We start from the raw sequence: 24,222 nt of genomic DNA on the forward strand, positions 1-24,222 counted from the left end.
AGCAGGCCAATTTTATGATTCAAAGATTAGCTGGATATTGATCTTATACTTCGATTTCGAACAAACTCAAACTTATGCCTTCATAATGCCTGGGTAAACCATCCGTTTTTGCCATCGTCACTACACCAACATCATCAAAACCACAACTGGTATAGTAATCCAATAGTTTTTTATTATCTGCCCAGGTATCCATGCGGATATATTTAATCTGGTGTGCTGTGGCATATTGTTTGGCCCAGCTAATGATTTTTTTCACAAAGGATTGCCCACGGAAATCGGGATGACTTACAATCCTGTGGATATAGATGGCTTCATGATCCCGGTCACCCCAAATCAGCTGATCATTAAACGTAACTGCAAAAACACAAGCCACTACACCATCCACCAGTATTTTATACTGTCGGTTTTCAGCAATTTCCGTTTCCACCAGTTCTGCACTGAATCCCTGCCAATGTTTATGAAATACCTTTTTCTGATGGGCAACAGCGATATCATAAAATTTAAATATCGTGTCAAAATCTGATAAAAGGCTGTTTTTGACTTCGATTTGCATGGCAGCGAAGATATGGAATTCAGACTTAATTGTTTAAACCTGATTGACGTGGAAATACTTTTTGCTATTCATCCTCATCATTTTCAGGGCTGACATTCGCAAAAAGATTGAAACAAAAAGCAGGGCTGCAACGCCCTATGGAATGCTGTCCCTGCTTTTCTATTATTTTTAAATATACTTTCAGCTTTTAAACAGCTTATTTCTGCCTGAAGAAGATCTGAATTGGTGCACCGGAGAAATTAAAGTTCTCCCTTAATTTATTCTCAATGAAACGTTTGTACGGATCTTTAATATATTGAGGCAGGTTACAGAAAAACGCAAACATAGGAGATGTGCCATTGATCTGTGTGATGTATTTAATCTTGATGTGTTTCCCTTTTAATGCTGGTGGCGGGAATTTTTCAATCAGTGGTAACATCACATCATTTAATTTTGATGTCGGAATTTTTTTACCCCTGTTTTTAGCCACTTCCAAAGCAGCTTCAATGGCTTTAAAGATTCTTTGCTTATTCAATACCGATGTAAACACGATCGGCACATCAGTAAATGGACGGATACGCTCATGAATCTGCTCTTCAAAAGCTTTCATCGTCTGCGTATTTTTTTCAATCAGATCCCATTTGTTTACCAGGATTACGATACCTTTTTTATTTTTTTCGGCCAGGTGGAAAATATTGATATCCTGGCTTTCAATTCCTTCCTGGGCATCGATCATTAACACCACCACATCGGCTTCTTCCAAAGCTTTGATGGTACGCATGACCGAATAAAATTCCAGATTTTCCTTAACCTTGGTTTTTTTACGTAAACCAGCTGTATCGATCAACATAAATTCATGGCCAAACTGGTTATAATGAATTTTGATGGAATCGCGGGTGGTGCCTGCATTCGCTGTTACAATATTTCTTTCTTTACCAATCAGCGCATTAACCAAAGACGATTTACCTACATTCGGCCTGCCTGCAATGGTAATTTTTGGCAATTGATTTTCTTCTTCCGGAATATCTTCAAAATGTTTAACCACATCATCCAATAACTCTCCTGTTCCGGAACCGGTCATGGAAGAAAGGGGATAAATCTCGCCCAATCCGAATCCATAAAAAGTACTGATTTCACTATATAAGGCCGTATTATCCACCTTATTGGCACAAACAAATACGGGTTTATTACTGCGGCGAAGTACTTGCGCAATATCATCATCCAGATCAGTAATGCCAGTGGTAACGTCTACCATAAAAACCAGCACGCTGGCCTCTTCAATGGCAATCATTACCTGCTCACGGATCGCTGCTTCATAAACATCTTCGGAGTTGGCCACATAACCACCAGTATCAATTACGGTAAATTGTCTGTTGGTCCACTCCCCTACGCCATAATGCCTGTCGCGGGTTACACCGCTCACATCATCAACGATGGCTTTACGACTTTCGGTTAATCTGTTAAAAAGGGTACTTTTGCCTACGTTTGGCCTGCCTACGATGGCGATAATATTACTCATGGGTGTTCTATTGATAGTTAATGGCTTATAGTTAACGGTCGTGGTGCTTAAGCAAGCTGCTTAAACTATTTGGCTATCAGCCATTGACTATCAACTACTAACCGATTCATTTCGGGCTGCAAAGGTACGGTTAATTATCGTAACCAAAGCTTTTTAAGTAGTTCTTTTTACTTCTCCAATCCGGAATTACTTTTACAAACAGCTCCAGAAACACTTTGGAATCTAAAAATTTCTCGATTTCTATCCGTGCTTCTGTACCTACCTTTTTCAGCATACTGCCGCCGGTACCGATCAGAATATTTTTTTGTGAATCGCGTTCGACTACAATTTCAGCACTGATTCTCACCATCTGGCCTTTTCCGTTTTTGAGTGCCTCATCTTTAAAGCTCTTCACAATCACCTCTGTACTGTAAGGAATTTCCTTCTGGTAATTCAGGAAGATTTTTTCGCGAACGATTTCCGAAACGAAGAAACGCTCTGAACGATCAGTCAAATCTTCTTTATCATAATAAGGCGGGTGCTCAGGCAGCATTTCCAAAACACGATCCAGTAAGCCAGCAACATTGTGCTTATGCAGGGCCGATATGGCATAAATGGAAACCGGATTCAGCTTCTCCTGCCAATACGCAATCTTTTCATCTACCTGCTCCTGTAATGCTTTATCTATTTTATTAATGAGTACAATGGTTGGGATATCCCTGTTGAGGATTTTATCCAGCACATCATCTTCATCATGTGTTTCATTGATATCGGTTACAAACAAAAGTACATCTGCATCAGTTAATGAGCCGTTTACAAAGCTCATCATACTTTCCTGCAAACTGTATTTTGGTTTAATGATACCGGGAGTATCAGAAAAAACAATCTGATATTCTTCTTCATTTACAATACCCAGGATACGGTGCCTTGTGGTTTGCGCTTTAGGTGTAATAATGCTAAGTCGCTCGCCTACAAGCACATTCATGAGGGTGGATTTACCTACATTCGGTTTACCTATTATACTAACAAAACCTGCTTTATGCGCCATTGAAATATTTTTTAAAAAAAATTTGCAGCACAAAGAAACGAATTATATCTTTGCATTCCAATTCGGAAATAGCGTTAAGGATTTAATTCAAAGAAAAAACGAGTTGTATATAATGCGGGGTGGAGCAGTTGGTAGCTCGTCGGGCTCATAACCCGAAGGTCGCACGTTCGAGTCGTGTCCCCGCTACTAAAAGGCAGTCTAAAGTCATCAGTACCAAGTCTAAAGTATATCTGACTCCAGACTAAGAACTATAGGACTCAAGACTTAAAAAATGGCCCGTTCGTCTAGGGGTGAGGACGCCAGATTTTCATTCTGGAAACAGGGGTTCGATTCCCCTACGGGCTACACTTATTATCATCAAAGTTTTTAAAAGGCTGAAAATCAATGATTTTCAGCCTTTTATGTTTTACAAATATGTTAAAAAGTATAAGATTTTTTGGGGATTAATTCCAGGTATATACTTTTGATCATCTGAATAAGAAGAAATTATTCATTATCCCCTCTTGATGTTGCGCTGAAAGCTTTGATCTTTGCATCGAAAGACGCTGCAGATGCATTTGTAGATCTGTTAATAAAGCAGTTTAGGATATCGTCGGAATTTGAATAGGCCATTTCACCCTAATTAATTATAAATATGGCATTTTACCAAAAAATCATACTTTTAAAACGATTTCCCTGATCTAATATATGACGGAAACTATAAAAGGAAAATTAAAATAATTGGCATGTTAAGGATTGCGACCAAAGCTATAAAGCTCCAGAAAAGAATCCTTTTTCTTCCGTCGTGATAAAAAGCGAACATCTTATAATAATAAAAAACAAATCCAATAGCAGCCATTTCCATAAATGCATAAATGATCAGTATCAGGTAGCGCCATAGATGACCTTTAACATAATATAATACATCAAGGAATTGATCTACACCGGAGTAGGAGCTTTTGGCATGCTGCAGATTGAAAAAGGTGATCGTTTCGGCCTTGTCGGATAGTTTGTCAACATCAGTTTCAAATACGTAAAACCGTACAGGCTGACCAGTACCGTTGGCACGATCACCATCATTATCGACCGTAAAGAGTTCATTGATGTGCTCCGATGGGGTATCAAAAACCGACTGGTAATAGCCACGATTAAAGCTAGCCTTGAAAGGAATGATTTTGAAATTATAATTTCTCCTTCCCTTATAAGAAGAAGCTATACCATAAGACCCAACGGTGCCCTTTTTTTCTACCAGTTCATGGCGCAGATGGTCAACATAAAGGAATACAAGTCCTGTCAAAAAAATAGGTAATACAATCGCAAATAACACCAAGCGATTAAGCTTTGGGAACTTACCTTCAGGACTGTAAAAAGTTCCTGAGATACTAACTTCAGGTGAATGGCCAGGTTTATCTATGCATTTCAGGACAATGATGTTCGCTGTAACTTGCTTAATTTTGCCAGATGCGGATTTAAAGTGAAGCGTAATAGGCGTATTGTTTAAACTTTCGGGCTCATTTAAATCAAGATCAGGTAGTGAATTTAATAAAAAGCGCTTAAAAGTAATTTGAAAGAACTGCTGCTCATGAATGACAGTATCATACCGAAATTCCATTAACTCAGATATTGTTGTACCTCGCAAACTTAAGCCAGCTGGTTTTTCCATATGAAACTATTAACATCCGTACAATTGATTTGTTCGAAACATTATTTTGAACCAGATACGAATACAGCACCCAAAGCACCAAAGAAGATAAAAAGTTCAGGATGGTAGGTTTTGCATACTTAAGTCCTGTTGAATAAGGCTATAATTGAGCCGTTGTTATGCAAGGCTTGGATTAGTTAGCCACCACAAATTTGGATGACAGCTGCATGCCCGAGCCCTTTACAACCAAGATATATAACCCTGGTGAAAGATTGAAATAAATACGTTTAGATACCTCTGAGGGTTGATAGTTTACAGCATGCCTGCGGCCACTTATATCATAGCAGTCAATTCCTTCAATCGTAAATGCCAGCGGCACCTTAATATTTATATATTGACTGCAAGGATTAGGAAACAGCAATAAAGCATCCGGCTGCAATTCATCTGTTTTGCCATAACACTCCACGATGCCAATTGACATGGAAGCGGAGTAATTCATTTTGTCAATTGAATTAATATTATGCCAGGCACCATCATAAACATACATGGTCGACGGACCTGTTTTACCACGATTTGCAGAATGATATACTGCAAACCCATCTTTGTTATCATCCATTAACTGGTAGCCAATATAAAAACCTGAGGTTAATTTTAAAACAGAATCAAGCAAAATGTGATTGACCGCCCCCGCTTTTAGTTCTTTCAAAAAAATACTCTTGGTGTAAATCTCCTGCCCGGGCAAGCTTCCATCTTCCCATATCTTTATTTTTATACTGGATGTTTGACTAAAAGCTCCTAACTGTGCAACATTTAAATAAAAGCCTGGCAAAAGCAAATAGCCAGGTAGGGTGAATTTCTCGGCAAACATGACAGAAGAGGTTGCCGATAAGTAATCGGAAGGCTTTTCAGTCAGGTTGTAAGCTGTTTTTTCGTTAACCCTGATATGAGAAACCGTATCACATTGTTCAGCGTTAAACCCATAAGGGTCGTAGCCATCCATAAAGCTTGCCCCCCGCTGTAAGGGATCAAGCAATTCGATCAGCCTATTTCCTATTTTTGCAACGGAAGTGTAAGAGACACTTAACTTATTAAAATAATCGCTGCCTTGTGAATTGCAGGAAGAATACCCGCCTGTTAAACTGCCCACCAGCCTATGTTGTGGGTTGTAAAGCGGTGCTCCTGAAGAACCAGGCGCAGTAGCGCCAATATCCCATTTCACAACCTGCCACGAAGAATTGGTGATATAATCGGTATTGAATGTTGCCGAATGAAGTTGATTATAATCTATTGCAATTTGCTTATACCTGCCACCAGGATGATGGATGCAAACACCGGCTTCTGGTTGAATATCCCTTACATCCCAACCTGCATAATAAGGACGAAAAGAGGCCGGAGGTACTTCATTGAGCTTGAGCAGGGAAAAGTCAAGTTGATCAGCTGCGGCCACAAGTTTGGCGCCCGAAATGGTCTTGTCGTCGCTAATTGATGATTGTTCGCAATCATATTCATAATTAAATATAAACACAGATTCTTCTGCATGACTTTCATCGAAAATGGTATGAAAAGATGTTAGCAGATACGGTTGTTTGTCTTTTGCAGTATTGCCGATAAGTGTACCTGAGCTTAGGTTACCATCAGTAATAATTTTACATACGGCCCTTTTGTCGGTTAACCAGTTAATACCATTTTCGCAATTTATATTTTGATTGCAAGAGACAGAAACATTTTTGGTTCCCGCTTTAAAAATGCCGGTTCTATCTAAATATACTTTCGATAATTGAATGTTTCCATAATCAGTTACCTGATGAGGTATATTCAGTTCCAGCATGATTGTATCTCCGGAAACGGGAGCCAATGAGATGTGACTGTTTACACTGCTTTTTTGATGATACTTTCTTAACTGCCTTAAACCTTTGTTGTATACAAACAGCGTGACACCTTTTGATAGCTTCAGTGAATTAAAAGTCAGGTAAATGGAATATGCATTGACGCCATGTATGCCTAAGCGCCAAACCCTGCCCTGTGTGGTTTGATCCCAATGGCCAGAATTTTCAGGGTTAAGGTTAACGTTTACGCGTTCTGCAAACTGATAAGATTTTATACCCGCCGCATCTTGTAATGCATTATGACTCAATAACTCCGCCTTTCCTTTGCTACTGCCGCTTAAGGTTTCGTAATTTTTTAAAGGCGTAATTCCGGCGGCAATGCTCATAGGGATGGCATCATTATAAGTTTGTGCAACCGTACAATAACTGCATGCCAGTATTGACAACAGGACTACAAAACAATGGCGGATAAACTTCATAAACACATTAAGATAAACAAATCCGCTGCATATACTGTTAAAATAGAAATCTGCTTTTTCTTCATTTTTTGGAAATATCAACGGCATGAAACGATAATGTTCCATGCCGTTGAAGGTAGTATCCGGCATTTTTATTGCTTATTACAATAAAACGTACTGCCGGCTAAAATTGGTGAAAGGTAGTAATACTTTTTGCAGGAAGTGTATACGTAAATGCATTACCTGAAACAGGAACTGATCCTATCGAAGACATGTTTTCATTACTCGATGTGCGATGAACATTCAGTGAACCAATACCACTAACGTTAGCAACCGAAAAAGACTGGCTTACTGCAGAAGCACCTGTATTAACAGCTACTATTACCAATCCACCTCCACGGTAGGCCGTTAAATAAACATTAGGGGTAGGATTATAGGTACAGGCTATTCTTTGTTTTCCCGGCCTTATCCATTTGGCAAACTGACCGCCAGTGTAGCCGGCTTTGTAAATTGTACCGCTTTGATTAACCAGGTTAACGCTTGCATCATTATCATTTACCCACCAAAAATAGTAAGCACTAAATTGGTTGTTCATACAATCATTAATGTTTTTAGCTAAAACTAAACAGTTATCCATATTATCACGGCTATTGGCCACATAGTATTCTGTCATCCAAATACGTTTTCCCTTATTTAGCGCATTTTGGTGTACATTATTCCCACCACCATAAAGATGCCCGGAAACATAAGAAATTTTAGCAGCAGCGGCGGCATCGTTCAATGTTGGATCAGTATAGGTATCATTAAAATTAATGGCATCAGCACAGGCAATGGGTTTGCCAATATTTGATCCGCCTGCTTTGATAATGTCACGTATCTGGTATCCATCCAAATTGCCATCTTCCGAAGAACCATCAGGCTCATTTTTGATGGATACGAAATCACAATTGATGGCTGAAGCAGCACTACCCAGCCAGTTGCAGAAATTAACATACTGGCTAGACGGAATGGTATTGCCTGAGCGGTAAGCGTCAGGTATTTTCCAGGGGCAGCCTAATACTTTAGCGCCCCGGGCGTGTGCCGCAGCAGCATTGTTCGTTTCATCGGCCCATGCATTATTCTGGTCGAAACGAACCCTTAACAAAGAAAAGCCCAGTGTATTATAAAGTGCATCATTTTTGGCAGCCGTAAGCGTACCACACCATGCACTGGAAAAGCCCAGCCCGTCAATGGTTTGATAATAGGTATTGCCATCAATGGATGCCAGTCCTTTTAACTGCGGTTCAACATTTTCTACACTTTGCTGCTTTTCTTTTGAACAGCCGTGTAGTAAAAATACCGCAATAGCGATAACACAAATTTTAAATTTCATAATTGCTCGATTAAGGTTTTGTTTAAGATAGATAGTCGCTAATGTTGAAAAATCGTATAAGGTTACTTACTTGAATGCCCCTCCTTTCTTTTAGTGTCTGAATTTGTTGAGTACAATATATTTTGACAGATATTTCTGCTGGGCCACAATTGGCAATATGCATGCGGATATTTATAATTATTCATCATCCTATTTATTTGCAATTACCAGCCTCTTAAAAATTTTTCACTACAACATCAATTAAGCTTATATAAAATCATTAACGATACAACTGTAAATACTTCCTTTTATTTTATTGTAATGCTATAAAAATGCAACATCAAACATCATGTTATACCAAATCATAAAGGACAGATTCAAATTGCTGTATAATTGCAGTACTTATCAAGAAATACACTTTTTGTTTTTTGCATGTATTGGCTTAAATACTCATTTACCCAAAAATGAATTTATAGAACAACTACATTTAATAATTTTTTATCCTACATATTTTAAAATATAAATCCTACATTTTTATTCATTTCAAAATTGAATATATTCAAAATTCAATTATACATTTTTAGCTGGTATAGACATTTAATCTTATGCTAAAAGGGCACTAAAAACCAATTTAACTATTGATTAGCAGTTCAAATGTATAGGCTTATCATTTTAGTTTAGGGTAATAATTATTAAATTAGCAGTTCAAATGTTCAACAAAGATTAACTACACCCATCACCGCTTAAATAATTTTAAATACACATAAGTTAGTAGCATGTATGTGATTAATTACATCACGATAATTCTATGAATAAAAGCCTATTTAATGACGTTGCGCGCAAGCTAGGGCTTACCAGGGAAACACTTTGCGGGAGATGTGAAATCCAAATTATTTCCGGCGACACCAAGACTGATGATCCATGTAGATGAGCAAATTCTTTTTGTATTGTCGTTTGCAAGGCCAACACAAATCAGTACAAAAATAATCCACTAAAAATCAAGCAGATAATTTAAATATCGAATAAAATTTAGCTAAGCCTTTTGAAAAGCAAAAATATTGTATACCTTTGCACTCCTTCAAACAAAGAAAATTTGAAGCTATAGAGTGCGGGGTGGAGCAGTTGGTAGCTCGTCGGGCTCATAACCCGAAGGTCGCACGTTCGAGTCGTGTCCCCGCTACTAAAAGTAGTCTGAAGTCATCAGTACCAAGTCCAAAGTCAGCTGACTCAAGACGAAGAACTATAAGACTCAGCACTTAAAAAATGGCCCGTTCGTCTAGGGGTGAGGACGCCAGATTTTCATTCTGGAAACAGGGGTTCGATTCCCCTACGGGCTACGATCCCGCTTTACGATAAGTAGAGCGGGATTTTTGCTTTTAAGTCCATAAAATAGCTGACCGGACATCCCATTTCCTGAAATAATTATGTCTCTGATCTTGAATAATTACATTTTAAAGTTTAATTTTATTCAGAAAACATCAGGCATCATTACGCTGATCTAACCATTTAAATTAACACCTCAAACTCTCATCTAAAACGCCACTCATGAGCTCCGTATTCAGAACATCCTATGCACCGGATGTAAAACCCGTGACCGACGATAAATTAAAAGAAATCCTCGCCCAACGAAAATGGCAAACCGTGGAGATTAAAATCTCCCATCAAGACCTCAAGGATAATATCCTTTTTTTGAACGATGCTGTTGTGATCAGAGAAAGCCGGGAGGGTGTTCCACTCATGACTACCACAGGAATTTATGGTCCCATTAAAAAAGGCGATCAGGTGGTTTTAACGCCGAATGAAGGTACCGGAGTAAAGGTTATCTCCACGAACCCGCCTGAAGTCAGCCTGATTGAACAGCTGGAAACCCTTGCAGCTAACCATCAGCACGTTAAAGACGGTAATGCAGTTTTAGTTCATTCCAATTGGGTCAGCAGTGAAGATGGCGGGAAGCTACCCAATCTTGATCCCTCAGCGAACGTATTTGGCGCCACCGGCTCACTGTATGTGAATGAAAATGCAGTCATTTTCCCGGTGCTTGATGTGACCCATCCTGATTATGAGGAAACACTTGCCTTTTACGGCGCAAAATTGCTGAAGCCACAAGAAGCATTTTATCTGGGTTTTGAAGATACCTTATTTGGCATGGAATACGACACCTCTTTACCTGACTACATCCGTAACTATGCCCTCTCACCTATTGGTGGTGGTGGCCTGTTTGTGGAACACCATCCCTTCCCGCATATTTTTCTGCCCAAACCAACTATAAACGGAGAAGTTTTTTGTGAGGCGAAAGTTACACTGGGCCGTAAGGTTGAAGCTGCAGGGAAAAGTGATCCTCAGATCAGGTTTACCACATTCAGGATTCCTGCTGATGGATCAGCACTGGCCATTAAACCCTCTACCATCCACAATGACAGTTTTACCAACGGAAAATTAGCCGTTTTTGTAGCCAATACGCCAGCAGATACGGTGGCTTTCAGGCAAACAGCGCCGTTTGCGAACATCGTGGTAAAGGATCATGATCCCCAGGTCGAAATCCCGCAAACATCGAATTTTTATTAGGCATTGGAATAGAGATAAAATTAGTAGTCAAGATGCTGTTGCAATCAATCCCTGTGATCCACAATCACAGGGGTTTTACCCGTGGTTTCATTGGTATAAAGCTGTAGATCATTGCTTACTAAAACTTCTAAATTTTTCACCTGGTAACCAAATATTTCATAGAGCTGCTGACGTTTTAGTTCCATATATTCTGCTTTGGCCATATCCATAAAATCGGTTACCAGCAAAAATTTTATGCCCGTATGCCCTTCACCAGGAACAATCTGGATCTGGAACCTTTCCACATCCGCTAAAACAGCCTTAAAATCATCCAGGTCATAATTGCACTCGTTAAACATAAACGATTGATGCTCCCGACCTTTTAACTCCAGGTAAGGTTGTCCGTTAATATCAATCCATTTGCCCGTATCACCGGTATTGTATCTAAAAATAGGGAAACGCTTCCGGAACAAATTGCTCACCAGCAAATTGCCATAACCATCAGCATCAGGCGCATGTACTTCAACTACCAGGCCGTCAATCATCCGGAATAACGACGGAGAGCGGCTGTAATTGCACCAGGCCCAGATGCCTGTTTCTGCTGAACCGTACAGTGAGTAAATTTGCCGGGTGCCGAAGACCTGTTCAAAAACCCCAATATGCGATGGCGGCAGGAATTCTCCCCCGAACAAAAGATTTTCTATGGATAAATGAAGCTGATTTTTTTTCAGGTATTGGGCAAAAAGAAATAGTTTGGAAGGCGTACCCAGCAATAAATTGGGTTTAAAATGCCGCGCCATATGATAGACATCTTCATAGGGCAGGCTGGCACTGGCCACCAGGGTGGTTGAATTGCACCTTTCCAGCAGGTCATCCATAATGGCGGCCGTGCGGTACATATCCATGTAGCCAAACAGATTGAGCGCAATGGTTTTCGGCGTAAATACCCCAGCCTGGTTTAAGACTTTGGCCAGTACAGCCCGCTGCTCCAGGTTTTCGGCAATGTCTACAGGAAAAACCAACGGCTTCTGCGTAGAACCACCAGAGCGCACCAGGTAAACACCTTTGTCCTCCTGATGCAGATCAAAGTTTTCATGTAACTGCCTGATCAGTTCTTTTTTCCCGATTAGCGGGGCCTTTTGATAGGCCTCATAATCCTGGTAGTGGGATTTGAACAGTTCAGACCGGCGCACAAGCTGATAGTGCGCTTGAAGAAGAGTATTATTCATGATTTAAAATTCATTTTAAGCAGCAGATAGCCCAGGTATGGTTTCAAAAACCAACGGTGATACCATACAAAGCACATTTTCTGATGGTTGGATGTCAAATTTTGCAAGGCATGTTTATACCAGCGTTCACCAATCATACCCATCAATAAGCGATCATGCTTATCATTGCTGTTGATATACCTTGAAATTACCGGTGGCAGTTCAACCTGCTTAAAATGCGTATAGTTTTTGCGCGATAAGCTACCCGGCACTTCATTCACATAAAGATAAGCTCCGGTTTGCAGGGCAATTTTTCCCGGCACCTTGTTCACAATTCCTTTGAGCACCCGGTACCAGAAATCAATACCTTCATTTAATTGTGCTTCAGCACTATAGTAGTGACCATTAATCCATTTTCTTCTGGTGATGACATTGCTCCCCACCCCCATAATAAAGTGTGGCGAACTTACTGCCCTTAAAGGGTCCTGAATCAGATAAAGATCCGGTGCAATGGGTTCAATGTATTGTTTTAAGGGATCCAGATCAGGGTATATTTCCCTGCCGGGCATAAAGGTGATGTTGAGTACCATAAAATCGAGTTCATGTCTGCTGAATGCCTCCGCGGCCATTTCAAGCAAGCGCGGATGGTATTCATCATCTGCATCCAAAAAACTGATCAGTGTACTGCTGCTGGCCGCAAAACCAACATTGCGTGCATGGCCTGGTCCCTTATTTTCTGGCAGCTCAATTATTTGTATCCGGCAAGCGCCAAATTTAGTTGTATGATGATGCAAAAACTCACGGGTAATGGAAAGACCATGGTCTGTACTGGCATCATCCACAATAATCAACTCCTCCGGCAGTTTGTGCTGGCGGAGGAGTGATTGCAGCGTTTGAGCAATGTAGGCCGCTTTATTAAATAAGGGAATGATTACAGCATGCGTCATACAGATGATTCAGACATCATGGCCGGGAAAATTACGCCCCTGCCCTGGTGAACATTAACTACATGCTCTGCTGAACCACGAAACAGGCCCGGGCCAAAAGAGTGGCCATTATAACACAATAACATCCCCACCAGATTGATCATAGTCTGCTCTGAACCACTACCATACTTAAACCAGCGTTGCGGCACATATTGTTGCACCATATATTCCGGCCATTGGTTATCGATAATAGCTGTCCAAACCCCGGCATCGCAGTCATTTTTTACAAACATATCAATCCCACGGCCTCCGCTATTGCGTTTCAGTACCCAGTTTAGCGGTGAATGGCTTACTTCTGCCCTTTTCTCAGCGCTATGCAGGTTGTATGTCGGGATCAGAAAAGACCTTAAAAACCGGTATTCTTCTTCCGACAGATGATCCGACATCATGGCTTCATCATACAAAACCGCCAGGATGCGCTTGTCATGCACTAGAATCAGCGTACGCACATCATTAAAGTAGTTGCCCTGATTGATAATCAGTTTCAACACTTCCGGATCGAAATTGCGCAGTTCCTCCCTATCCATTTCAAAAATAAACTGACTCACAGGCCGGCCATTTAACATGACGATTCCGTTTTGATGCGTCAGTTGCGAGGGGTTTGCAGAAAGGTAATCCAGCCCCTGCTTACCTAACTCATCCAGCAGGTAAAATACTTCAGTCCCCTTTTCACGGTCGTGCACCAACACAATAGGCGTACTGCTGTTAAATTGATCAAAAATGCTTGCTATAAAATCCTGCTGGGCAGGAACAGCTTCCAGCGATGGCAGCTGACCTTTTGTACCAGCTTCAGTAATGATATTAAGGTAATAACTGATCATCCATCCGTTAATGGGATACCTGGCACCTATTTCACAAATTTTAATGCCGCCATCTTCTGCCTGTAGAAAATCAGGACGGTACATACCCACTTCATAAGGTTGTGCTTGTGCCATTTGCAAAATACGGTTCAGGTCTTCATCGAAGTTATAAATGGCACGGATCCTTTCATCTTCAAAGTAGGCATTTACAATACCTGTTAATGCCTTGTTCAAAATCCGGCATAACTGTTCCATCCGCATAATTTCCCTGCGTTCTACCGCAACAGGCACCGGCGAAAAAGAATCAGCCCCGTTACATGGTATTTCACCCAGGTATTTGATCAGCATTTCATTCAGGAAATCCCTGCTACAAATGGTGTGTCCTGCTATAAGTTCGCCTGTCATTCCTTAAGCAATTTCTTCCATCACCGGTTCTAAACTGGCACTGATGGTTTCCATTACGGCTGCTTTTTTACTTAAATAATCGGCAACAATTTCACGGAGGTCATAATTAGCCAGGCTTACATTCATCGCTTTTACATAGTGATTGATGGCATTCACGGCATAAAAGAAATGGTTTTTCTCTGTTGGGCCGCAGTGTACGGATATCCAGGCCAGGGTATGTTTTAACGTATCTTTATCGAAACCAAAATCATCTTCCAGCCAGCGTGTAAACTTAGGCAATATAAATTCTACTTCGCCGTGTGTGTAAATTTCATGTACAAGCGTGGTTAATAAGCCAATCATTAAATCTTTGTTGCGCAACGAGTTCTGGTCTTTCCAGTATTTAAAAGCACGGGCACTTGGATCCAGGTATTGCCTTAATAACCAGCCATCATCACCACATGTATTGGTAGCCATCGTATAAAACAAATCAGAATGTAATACCTTTCCTACTACAGCAAGGTCTTCATCCACAATTCTGTTTAAATTGGCCACTGATTTGAAAAGTTGAGCCTCATCGGCTACAGGTGCATTTTTATGGATCAGCATCGTCATGCGGTTACTTAATCCGGCAACAGTAACAGCACTGTTGTTGGTTTGGCTCCAGCTATGGAAAAAGGGTTTAAGATGGTCCCTGTCATGCGGGATTGCCGTCAGTTTGGTAAAACTTTCTTCGATGGTCGTAAAATGTTCTTCCTGTTGCGGAAAATAAGTAAGCAGTTGTTGTTTCAACGGAGATTCCTCCATTCCTTCAAGCACCGGAAGGATAATTGATAATAGATTTTTCACAATTGATTGAGTTAAATTAGAAATAAAAATTTAGATGACTATATAATGAGATGATCTTAATTTTATCTGAAATTGATAAACGAAAGCAGCTTATTATTAAACGTGAAGTGATTATAAATCCTGACTAAAAGGCTAATATTTATAAATAAAAGGCATAACCCCTTAAAAACAAAACGTTAAGTGGCGTTGACAAAAAAACGGCGCGTAAGGATAACGAAAGCAGATAAAGAATGAGCGTATTGCATTGAGTTTGAGCGTTTGGTTTATTTACAAAACAGATTTGTTACACATAGATACAAACTTTATTATAGAAATAAAAAAAATATTTACAAAAATTGTATTTAAAATCCTGCTGTAAATGTACCGTAAGTTTTATAAATTTATTCCTGGCAACCTCAATAAAATATGATGTCCTCTGCTAGCATAAGCTTGGGTTATTTTAAATGTCCATCAAGCAGATTAAAACGAGATAAGGCAGGGGTAACTTTTAGAATAAACCATGGGCTATTTCATTGCAGATTAAATGAATGTATTTAAACCCGCAAATTTAATTATACTGCTTGCTGATGCTAAAATACAGCCTCAAAATTTAAGGTATCATGAATAATTTCATATTCAAACCTTACCATCTCTTTTTTGTAAGTAAGCATTTGAACCTTTAATTGTTCAAATGCTACCTTTAAACTACCCGAATCCTCAATACACTGAATATCACTCCCTCTTGAACACAATTGTCCATCTAACATCAAAATAGAAAACTCACCTCTGTTGCTTTGGCTTTTGATCTTGGCAGTTGAAAAGCGGAGCAAAAGTATCGTCAGCGGAATTAATGCCGTAGCGGAAACATCCATATCTTTTATTCCCTTTTCGATTTTTAAACGCAACGGCATTTTTTCGGGAAACATGATCTGATCCATTTTAATCAGGTTGCTAACCAGAACTAATTCTTTCTCCAGCTTAGTGCTCTTCGCCGTATCCGGATCAATATAATAGCGCACTAAATCTGTAGAAAAATAAGAGAAAAGGGCAAGATCAGGATCTTTATCCGCCAGCTTTAAATAAATAAAATTTAAACAACTAAACAGGTGATGCATATTTTGATGTGTATACAATAAGCCGGGAAGCCGTTGTTGCAAGGGGCTCTTGCCATTGGATGACAAGGTAAGCTCATTAAAATAAGACTCCAGTAACATCTGCCTTTGCTGACGTTCTTTAATAAACCTGAATAAATAACAGTAGCCTAATGCACAAAGCATAAAAAACACACCACGGTACAGGTAACCTGAAAATATTTTGATGTTGCTACGCGCTGAACTTTGCTTTACCTCATATTGAATTAATATTACATCATCTAACAAAAATTTCAGCAACATAAAAGCGATTAAACTAACAGCTACACCAAAAGGAATTCGCCACCAGTCATGGAAATCAGATCGCCATGCCCAGTTTAAAATCACCCTGGCAAAAACGTAAAAAAAAGTAACATTTGCGGCCGAATGAAAAACTAAAGCTTTTAAATCAGGCATTTGAAGTTCCATCCCGATGAGCAATAAGTTTTCATATAGTATAAAAACTATCCAGCAGACTATATGAATACGATAATTTTTTACCAATCTCAATAATTTCCTGATTACCCTCATATTCAGTTTCGTATGATCAATATGCCATCTGGTCATAATTTATCTTTTTTATTCCACCATCCAATTAAGTTCGCAGCGGAAATAGAAACCATTTGCAGTATTTATTTCCATTTCTATTATTTATTCAGATCTATATGAAAAAAGCAAAATGCAATTTAGGCGCAAAAACAGTTTTTGTTTTTAAATCAAGAAAGAAGGAAACAAACAAACCATCTACAGACACCAGTATTACCACGAGCGTACTCACCACGCATTAAAGTTTAGTATTGTTATTTATGGTTACGATTTGAAAACCGGTTATGGCCGGTTTTTGAGTATTTTTTGCTGAATATAATTGAAAAAAGCAGTTCGGTATTGCGGACTAATTGACGCCATATAATCATTTTGAAGATAAACAAGGTTAGCGGATACATTCTTGATGGCATTTAACCTAATGATATGCGACTTATGTATTCTCATAAACCGCTTGTCACCTTTAAGGTCGTTCATAACCCTGCCAATCCCGGCGCTCACTACATAATCAGCTTTTGTTGTAAAAACATGAACCTGATTTTTCTCTGCACTAAATAAAATGATGCTGGCTATATCTAACCTGAGGTATTGACCTTTTACACCTGTCAATACGTATAGTCCGTCATCCGTTACATCAGCTATTAAGCGCACATCTTTTTGATGAAAATGCTGAAGTTGATTAATCTGAGTGAAGGTATCAATCAGATTAATTGCCGTAACAGGCTTAATGAAATATTGCATCGCATTTACTTCAAATGCATCTAAGGAATATTCGCGAAAGGCAGTTACGAAAACGATAAACCGAACTTTTCCCTGAATCCGTTTAGCCAGTTCCAGCCCGGAGAGTAGCGGCATATCAATATCTAAAAAAGCGATGTCAATAACCTCGTTTTGTAGCAGTATATCCCTGAGGGCAAGTTGCGGATCAGTATAGCTTTTTTGGAGGATGAACCACTGATGATCCTGCAGAAGTGCAGAAAGTATATTGATCGCCTCAAGATCGTCATCAACAACAATACATTGTAATTTTTCGTCCATGAATAAGGAAAATTGAAAGCGTTTCGGATAAAAAACAGGGAACCCATCATCACTTCATATTCCTTAAAACAGAGGTACATAATGGTTTTATAAATTTAAAAATTAAACCATATTTTCCAAAAAAAGCTGTTTGGAAAATATGGATTGCCAAGAAAAAGCTGCAGAGAAGCTTACATATTGGCCCTTAAAAGCTCAGTTTAATAAAGATAGGTACTTCTATTCTCAGCTTTCAGAAATACAATACCTATTATGGTACCTGTAATAACCCATTTGAAATAAACAGCCGAATTTTTTATAGAGAAAACAGCGAATTTAGTATAGCAATCGACATGCACAATAATGTTCATTGTGTCTGGAAAGAATTGTTGGTTTTAAAGAATTGCGAATCAAACAGAAAGGAGGAAACCAAAAAAAACTAAACAACTGATGTGGCATGGCCAGGCCAATGTACATCGATCAGGATTAAAACTTTAAACTAAAATTAAACATGCCATGAATTTAAAAAAATTAAGTTTAGGCCTTGTAGCCCTGATGGGGTTCGGCCTTTTAATCACATTAAACGCTTTTACTTCAGCTTCAAAAAAAAGTTATACCTACTGGCAGTATGAATCAGGAAGCTTAAACGATATCCGCAATGGCGCCAGCTATACGCAGATTAGCGAACCTAACGAATCACCCTGTGCAAATGGCTTAGATCTTCCTTGCGTGTTAAGAGTTGATGAAAGCATCAATACAAAGGATGAGCTGGATACTTACCTTCATAATACTTCAATGTTTCCCTCTTCTGCTGATATTACCAACGCGGCCATTTATAAAAAAGAAGCCGAATAAAATGTAAACATGAAGTCCTATAGGTTTTTGAGAAAACCTATAGGACTGGTTTATTTTGGATTTTGCTGCATCCCTGATAAAGCAATTACATCTTCAGGCAACGGTAAAGCATATCGTAAGCTGTTAGGTTCTAGAATAGTCTTCTCGCCATTTACGGTTCGGCTTAGTACAATACCATCACCCTCCGCATTCCAGCGTTTAATATCTCCCCAGCGCAGGGTTCTGAAAAGCAACTCCTTTCTCCGCTCAACTTTAATTAAAGCCAGTAAAGCCGCTTGTGTAAGGCCGGTGTATGGAGAAAAAGTTCCTTTCCGGTATCGGTTAAGCAACAGAAGATTTAAATCTGCCAGTGCTTCGGTGATCCTGTTTTGTCTTACCAAACACTCAGCCCTGGTTAACAAAAGTTCATCAGTGGCCACGCCATTAAAAATAGATGCCGCACCGGCATAATAACCCTTAAAAATATAAGCATTTCCATTTGTTCTGAAAAATATAGTTTTACGGAGGTCATTAGCGGCATACAGGTTATAAAGTTCCGGATTAATCAATGCCCTGGCCTGGCTTCCCGTTGCAGTGGCTACTGCCTGGCTATCGAAAAGAACCTCGGCATTTTGCTGTGCAACAGGGAAGTTTGCAGATGCATTTAAGGTATTAAAATCCATTAATGTTTTCTGAATTTGCAAGGCACTATCAGCATATCGGCCAGCTTGCACATAATCTCTCATCTGAAGATAAGTTCTGCTCAATAAACCATAAGCTGCTCCTTTAGATGGCCTGATGGCAGAAATATCTTTAACAGGCAAATCTGCGATTGTAGCTTTGAGATCGTTCAATACCTGATTATAACTTTCGGCCAGGCTGGCCCTGAAAGATATTTTATTAAAATCTGCATCAAGCCGCAGCGGGATCCCCAGATCGGATGGCGCCGAAGTCGGGTCATAAGCTTTTGTCCAGATGCCAATTACATTCAGAAAAGCCCTTGCCCGGTGAAAACGGGATTGGGCTGCGATGTGTTTCACTTTATCAACAGGCGTAATGCGATTACCATTTCGCGCAATGGCATCCAATATAGCATTGCAGATATAAATCTCCTCAAAAGAGGATGCCCAATGCAGGGATAAAGGTGCAAAATTATTTTCCGCCTTCCACAGGTAAAGATTCCGGTCTTGTTCAGTACGGGCATTGAATACCTCATTTGTTACATAATAATCATCCGTACATGAATTGGCTACGCCCGGATCATTAAAGTTCATTTTAAGATAGTAATCCAGCAGCGCCTGCATATCTTCCGTTGTTTCAATCGTAGCCAGCTGCTGATCGGGCTTTTCATCCAGATATTTTTTACAGCCAGAAAAGCATAGAAGAATTAAAAATCCCATAATCGGGTAGAACATTGTTTTTTGATATCTTTTCATCTTTTATTCCTTTAGAAGTTAATTCTGCATCCGGCAGATATGGTTTTGGCAGGGCGTAGTATGGTCGGACCGGCATAATCCGGATCGATTCCTTTTTTATTGGCCTGCCAGAGCATGCCGAGGTTGGTGGTATTCAAATAAAATTCAGCATCACGAATGGCCTTTCCAAGCCATTTCCCGGGTAATTTGTAACCCAGGTTGGCATATTGGAAACGGATGTGATCACCCCGTTCTACCAAAGCTTCAGAACCAGCATAAAAAGCATCACGTGCTGAATTATTCGGATAAATAAAAGCCGGAACATCGGTAATTAGCTCATCACCAGCCTTCTGCCAGCGCAAGCCATAATCATTATGGCCAACGCCACTATTCACTAATCTGCTGTAATTGATGCTTTGACGCCTGAAATAATATCCCAGTTTAAAGCTTAGGCTGAGCTGTAAACTAAAACCTTTATAGCTAAAGCGGTTTTGCAAATTGCCGAAAACCGTTGGCAGTGCAGAACCAAATAATTTAAGTTCATCCAGCGAAGTACCGGTTTGCGTAATCTTGCTATAATCTTTACTAACCTCCCCCTTAAGAAAGGCTATAGGATCACCGGCAGCATCAAGCCCCGGACTTTTAAAGGCATAGATACTGTAAACCGGGCTGCCCACAATACCACTAATGTTGGCTGTTGTGCTGCCCACCCAATCGGAAGCACTATTACTAAGCAGGTAATAATCAGTTACCTTTGTTTTATTGGCACTGAGGTTTAAGGTACTTTGCCACTTTAGTAATCCTTGGGTGTTGAGGCTGTTTAACTGAAGATCAATGCCCCTTCCTTCCATTGAAGCGACATTTTTAGTAATAAAGTTACCCACTCCGGTAGTATAATCTACCGGATAAACCCCCAAAAGATCTTTCCCCCGTTTGAGGTAGCCGTCAATACTGCCCGATAAGCGACCGCTCAGCGCATTAAAATCCAGGCCAAGGTTAATCGTTTGTACGGTTTCCCATTTCAAATCCGGATTGGCTTTTTTGTCAATAATGGCGTATGGTGCCTGTGAATAAACCGATGTACCTACATATTGTATAGTGGTAAGCCCAGCCTGGTTCGGATCGGCATTGCCACTAAAGCCATAACTTAATCTTAGTTTCATAAAATCGATGGCTTTCAAATGGTAAAACCCAGCCTTTGAAATGATCCATCCGATACCGGCCGACCATAATGGCTTCCATTTATCGTTGGTATTTATCCCGAAAAAATTTGTGGCATCCCTGCGTGCACTTCCATACAGCAAATATTGTTCACGGTAATCGTAACTGATATTGCCATATGCACTTACATAACGGTTTTGTGTTTGACTGATGCCCTGCCGATCAGGAATATAGGAACTGCTACCAGTAACATAATTCGGAAAGGCGGTGGTATAATCTACCTGTGTAATGCTTAGTGTATTGGTATTTAAACCATAACTTCTGAAATGATCTCCATTATTTATTTGTTCTCTTCGTTCTGCACCAAGCATTACATCAATACCATGAGCAGCAAATTTTTTAGTATAGTTTAACTGTGCCCTTAAATCCTGCGCCCGGAGTAAAGATGCAGAACGATCATTAATGCTGCCTAGCGGAACCTTGTAAACTGCTGTGCCGGTATTGCTCAATTGCGTAAATGCATTAATCAAATTACGTGTGGTAAAGCTGCCCATTTCCTGCAACAGGTTGCTATTGCCCGATTGCCTTTGTAAGCGGTAAAGGAGTGTAGCCGAGAGACCGTTCCATTTATAGTTTAACCCTGTATTGATATTTAAATCATCAAAATGGCCTTTAGTTTGCTGATAGGCATCATCATTAAGCGGATAATAATGCCAGTCCAGCAATTTTAATCCGTTTAAACTATTGATATAATTCAGGCTATAATTTTTAGCTACTGGCAGGGCATTACCGTTTTCATCTGCAAAGCTGGCATACGGATAAAGGCTGCCGGTAGCAGAGGTAATACTGCCATAACCTGTTTTGCCCGTTAAGGTATTGCTTCCGGTGTATAGCAGGCTTAAATCAAGCTTAAGGTTTTGCAGCAGGTCAAAATTAAGGCCATAGCGCAGGCTGAGGCGATCGCTCTTTACATTTAATTCAGAACGGCTATGGTCATAACCTGCCGAGGTGGTCCACCCGAAACCCTTCCCGCCTGATGCAGCCTGCACATAGTATTGTTGTGTATAACCGTTTTGATAAAAGTATTTTGTAAAATCATCCCTTACATCCTTTTTTCGGTATTCCGCAATACGGAAATCTTTATCTGCCTGGCTAATGGTATTATTATACATTAATTCTACCACCGGAGAGAGTACCGGCTTGTTTGGACTATTATAATTGGCCAGATAAAACCCTTTTTGAAAAAGGTTCAGTTCTACATCAATAAAATCGCTGCTGCTCATTTGCGGCAACCGGTAAAGATCAGGTGCCTGCTTAAAGCTTTGATTTAAATTGGCACTGATGCTGAGTGGCTGATTGTATTTACCTTTTTTAGTTTGAATGACAATGACACCGTTACCTGCACGGCTGCCCCATATAGAAGTAGCTGCTGCATCCTTTAAGATGCTGATACTCTCCACATCATTCGGATTCAGGTTATCCAGACTGCCTTCGTAAGGGAAGTTATCCAAAACTACGAGTACATTTCCTGGTCCACTGAATGTGCTTACACCGCGGATATTAATGCGCTCCCGATTAAAGCTTTCACGGTCTACACTTAATCCGTTACCCACGGCTTCCAACCTGCGCATAATATTACTGCCCACTTGTTCATTTAGTACAGCGCCACTAATTTGCTGGTAAGCGCCCGTTAATTTTTCCTTACCCACTTTTTGGTAACCAGTATTTACGGTTACTTCTTCTAGCTGATGTATAGCCGGTATCAATTCAAAACGAACAGATTGGCCAGCGAAACGAATAACCGTATCTAACGTGCTGTAATTAAGCAGGCTGATTTTAAAATGGTGAGGCCCGCTGCTTAAACCTAAAGAAAACTGTCCGTTACGGTCACTTTGTACATTTAATTTCCCCTGATCAATAATGATGGTGGCATTTGGCAACGCACTTCCATCAGCCCTGCTCACAATGCTTCCTGTAAACCGCTGTTGCGCCCTTGAATTTGCAATGCTACAAAAGAAAATCAGGAGGGCGATAATATAAGATTTCATAATTTGTTTGGTTTAGTTGAAATTTTGATGGTTTATGGAGTGATTCCTTTTAAGCGTTGCTGGCGATCGAGAATGGCATTAAAGTTTCCCTTCTGCATAAATTCACTTCCACTTGCGGCCAGGATATATCCGCCGGCTATCCAGATATAATGTGGTACGGTGCCGTGCACAAAATATCTGCTCAATGTAGTATCAGCCATAACTGTTACCAGCTGATCATTAAAGCGCTTCATGGTGGCAGCAATCTTTTCAGGTGTATCACGGGTGCTTTTGGCGTTTACCAGCAGTACTATGGCCTGCCCTTCGTATTCTTTCTGCAGGCTATCCATGTATTTAAACTTATGGGTACAGCTGCTGCACCATGTTGCCCAGAAATCGAGAATCAATAACCGGTTTTTATACCGGAGCAGGCTTTGCCGGGTGGTTTTTCCTTTTGCATACACCAGGTGCTCCTGTGTCCAGAAGCTTTCTGGTAATTTGCTGCCAACCTGCTGTGGCTTAATCTCCGCTGCCATCTTTTGTGCATTTGTAGGAATAGTAACGCAGCAGCAGAAAAAAAGCAGTATGATAGTGATTTCTTTGCTTCGTTTAATCCATTCCAGTTTAATTTCTGCAAAAGAGAGTTCGGCCAGCAAACTCAATTCACGTGAGCGTATAGAACGTTTCTGCCCCCGGGCTATTTTCTTGCTGAAGATGATGGGTGCCTGATGCCTGGTAATCTGGTCTGAAATGGCATCCGCAGCTATGCGTTTAATGCTTTCTTTTCTGAAATTTTTAAGGCATAGCCATGCCCTTACGGCTATTGCCGTTATTTTTTGAATCATAATGGTTTGTTTTAATTCAGCCGGTAAAGCCTGGTTAATTTTCCCTGCACGATCTGTTTTTTAAAGAAAGAAACCAGCAGGTTTTAATTATCGCAGTTTTAATGTGCTGAAAGATTAGTTTGTGGTTTGGTATTACCTTAGGTTATTACAACAGGCATGTCGCCGGTGG

18 protein-coding genes and 4 tRNA genes are annotated in these 24,222 nt (G+C 40.1%); 7 read left to right on the forward strand and 15 right to left on the reverse strand.

Annotation, left to right across the window (positions count from 1 at the left end):
• Positions 1-43: 43 nt before the first annotated feature.
• The 3 genes from CBW18_RS01685 to era form a co-directional block, all read right to left on the reverse strand.
• Positions 44-553, reverse strand: coding sequence for an N-acetyltransferase (locus tag CBW18_RS01685; protein ID WP_216359178.1), 510 nt, complete (start codon positions 551-553; stop codon positions 44-46).
• A gap of 196 nt (positions 554-749) precedes the next feature.
• Positions 750-2,051 carry a ribosome biogenesis GTPase Der gene (gene der, locus CBW18_RS01690; protein ID WP_088299521.1) on the reverse strand — a complete coding sequence of 434 codons (1,302 nt, stop codon included), beginning with the start codon at positions 2,049-2,051 and terminating at the stop codon, positions 750-752.
• A gap of 130 nt (positions 2,052-2,181) precedes the next feature.
• Positions 2,182-3,078, reverse strand: a complete 897-nt coding sequence (gene era / locus CBW18_RS01695) for a GTPase Era (RefSeq protein WP_088299522.1) — start codon at positions 3,076-3,078, stop codon at positions 2,182-2,184.
• A gap of 113 nt (positions 3,079-3,191) precedes the next feature.
• Between era and CBW18_RS01700 the strand changes: the two genes are divergently transcribed.
• Both CBW18_RS01700 and CBW18_RS01705 read left to right on the forward strand, forming a co-directional pair.
• A tRNA-Met gene (locus tag CBW18_RS01700) sits at positions 3,192-3,264 on the forward strand.
• A gap of 87 nt (positions 3,265-3,351) precedes the next feature.
• Positions 3,352-3,423: transfer RNA gene (locus CBW18_RS01705), tRNA-Glu, on the forward strand.
• Between the two features lie 352 nt (positions 3,424-3,775).
• Here the strand turns inward: CBW18_RS01705 and CBW18_RS01710 are convergent.
• The 3 genes from CBW18_RS01710 to CBW18_RS01720 all read right to left on the reverse strand — a co-directional run bounded on the left by CBW18_RS01710 (position 3,776) and on the right by CBW18_RS01720 (position 8,355).
• Positions 3,776-4,720 carry a hypothetical protein gene (locus tag CBW18_RS01710; protein ID WP_140418616.1) on the reverse strand — a complete coding sequence of 315 codons (945 nt, stop codon included), beginning with the start codon at positions 4,718-4,720 and terminating at the stop codon, positions 3,776-3,778.
• 172 nt (positions 4,721-4,892) lie between these two features.
• On the reverse strand, positions 4,893-7,133 hold the full coding sequence (locus CBW18_RS01715; RefSeq protein WP_088299524.1) for a trypsin-like peptidase domain-containing protein: 2,241 nt from the start codon (positions 7,131-7,133) through the stop codon (positions 4,893-4,895).
• 34 nt (positions 7,134-7,167) lie between these two features.
• Positions 7,168-8,355: a glycoside hydrolase family 30 beta sandwich domain-containing protein gene (locus CBW18_RS01720; protein ID WP_088299525.1), complete on the reverse strand. Its 1,188-nt coding sequence runs from the start codon at positions 8,353-8,355 to the stop codon at positions 7,168-7,170.
• A 1,086-nt stretch (positions 8,356-9,441) separates the two neighbouring features.
• Here CBW18_RS01720 and CBW18_RS01725 point away from each other — a divergent pair.
• The 3 genes from CBW18_RS01725 to CBW18_RS01735 all read left to right on the forward strand — a co-directional run bounded on the left by CBW18_RS01725 (position 9,442) and on the right by CBW18_RS01735 (position 10,899).
• Positions 9,442-9,514: transfer RNA gene (locus CBW18_RS01725), tRNA-Met, on the forward strand.
• An 85-nt stretch (positions 9,515-9,599) separates the two neighbouring features.
• Positions 9,600-9,671, forward strand: a tRNA-Glu gene (locus tag CBW18_RS01730).
• A gap of 208 nt (positions 9,672-9,879) precedes the next feature.
• Positions 9,880-10,899 (forward strand): hypothetical protein, encoded by a 1,020-nt coding sequence (locus tag CBW18_RS01735; RefSeq protein ID WP_088299526.1) that lies wholly within the window; start codon positions 9,880-9,882, stop codon positions 10,897-10,899.
• Positions 10,900-10,943: 44 nt separating this feature from the next.
• Here CBW18_RS01735 and CBW18_RS01740 read toward each other — a convergent pair whose 3' ends face one another.
• The 5 genes from CBW18_RS01740 to CBW18_RS01760 all read right to left on the reverse strand — a co-directional run bounded on the left by CBW18_RS01740 (position 10,944) and on the right by CBW18_RS01760 (position 16,643).
• Positions 10,944-12,107 carry an AMP-binding protein gene (locus CBW18_RS01740; RefSeq protein WP_088299527.1) on the reverse strand — a complete coding sequence of 388 codons (1,164 nt, stop codon included), beginning with the start codon at positions 12,105-12,107 and terminating at the stop codon, positions 10,944-10,946.
• Positions 12,104-13,033: a glycosyltransferase family 2 protein gene (locus CBW18_RS01745; RefSeq protein WP_088299528.1), complete on the reverse strand. Its 930-nt coding sequence runs from the start codon at positions 13,031-13,033 to the stop codon at positions 12,104-12,106. The genes CBW18_RS01740 and CBW18_RS01745 overlap by 4 nt, the downstream gene beginning before the upstream one ends.
• A complete protein-coding gene (locus tag CBW18_RS01750) occupies positions 13,030-14,277 on the reverse strand; it encodes a hypothetical protein (RefSeq protein WP_088299529.1) in 1,248 nt (415 codons plus the stop codon). Before CBW18_RS01750 ends, CBW18_RS01745 begins: the two co-directional genes overlap by 4 nt.
• 3 nt (positions 14,278-14,280) lie before the next feature.
• Positions 14,281-15,105: a hypothetical protein gene (locus tag CBW18_RS01755; protein ID WP_216359179.1), complete on the reverse strand. Its 825-nt coding sequence runs from the start codon at positions 15,103-15,105 to the stop codon at positions 14,281-14,283.
• Positions 15,106-15,674: 569 nt separating this feature from the next.
• A complete protein-coding gene (locus CBW18_RS01760) occupies positions 15,675-16,643 on the reverse strand; it encodes a hypothetical protein (protein ID WP_088299531.1) in 969 nt (322 codons plus the stop codon).
• Between the two features lie 236 nt (positions 16,644-16,879).
• Between CBW18_RS01760 and CBW18_RS21720 the strand changes: the two genes are divergently transcribed.
• Entirely contained in the window at positions 16,880-17,002 is a 123-nt protein-coding gene (locus tag CBW18_RS21720; RefSeq protein ID WP_256387648.1) for a hypothetical protein, read from the forward strand.
• 40 nt (positions 17,003-17,042) lie between these two features.
• Here the strand turns inward: CBW18_RS21720 and CBW18_RS01765 are convergent, their stop codons facing one another.
• Positions 17,043-17,795 carry a LytTR family DNA-binding domain-containing protein gene (locus CBW18_RS01765; RefSeq protein ID WP_088299532.1) on the reverse strand — a complete coding sequence of 251 codons (753 nt, stop codon included), beginning with the start codon at positions 17,793-17,795 and terminating at the stop codon, positions 17,043-17,045.
• 492 nt (positions 17,796-18,287) lie between these two features.
• Here CBW18_RS01765 and CBW18_RS01770 point away from each other — a divergent pair, with 492 nt between their 5' ends.
• Complete coding sequence (locus CBW18_RS01770; RefSeq protein ID WP_088299533.1) at positions 18,288-18,626, forward strand: hypothetical protein; 339 nt, start codon at positions 18,288-18,290, stop codon at positions 18,624-18,626.
• Positions 18,627-18,676: 50 nt separating this feature from the next.
• Here the strand turns inward: CBW18_RS01770 and CBW18_RS01775 are convergent, their stop codons facing one another.
• The 3 genes from CBW18_RS01775 to CBW18_RS01785 are packed head-to-tail and all read right to left on the reverse strand — an operon-like array spanning position 18,677 to position 24,053.
• Complete coding sequence (locus CBW18_RS01775; RefSeq protein ID WP_088299534.1) at positions 18,677-20,041, reverse strand: RagB/SusD family nutrient uptake outer membrane protein; 1,365 nt, start codon at positions 20,039-20,041, stop codon at positions 18,677-18,679.
• An 11-nt stretch (positions 20,042-20,052) separates the two neighbouring features.
• Positions 20,053-23,229, reverse strand: coding sequence for a SusC/RagA family TonB-linked outer membrane protein (locus CBW18_RS01780; RefSeq protein WP_088299535.1), 3,177 nt, complete (start codon positions 23,227-23,229; stop codon positions 20,053-20,055).
• Positions 23,230-23,261: 32 nt separating this feature from the next.
• Positions 23,262-24,053: a TlpA disulfide reductase family protein gene (locus CBW18_RS01785; protein WP_088299536.1), complete on the reverse strand. Its 792-nt coding sequence runs from the start codon at positions 24,051-24,053 to the stop codon at positions 23,262-23,264.
• Between the last annotated feature and the right edge of the window lie 169 nt (positions 24,054-24,222).

The organism is Pedobacter sp. AJM (genome assembly GCF_002197755.1).
Classification (GTDB): domain Bacteria; phylum Bacteroidota; class Bacteroidia; order Sphingobacteriales; family Sphingobacteriaceae; genus Pedobacter.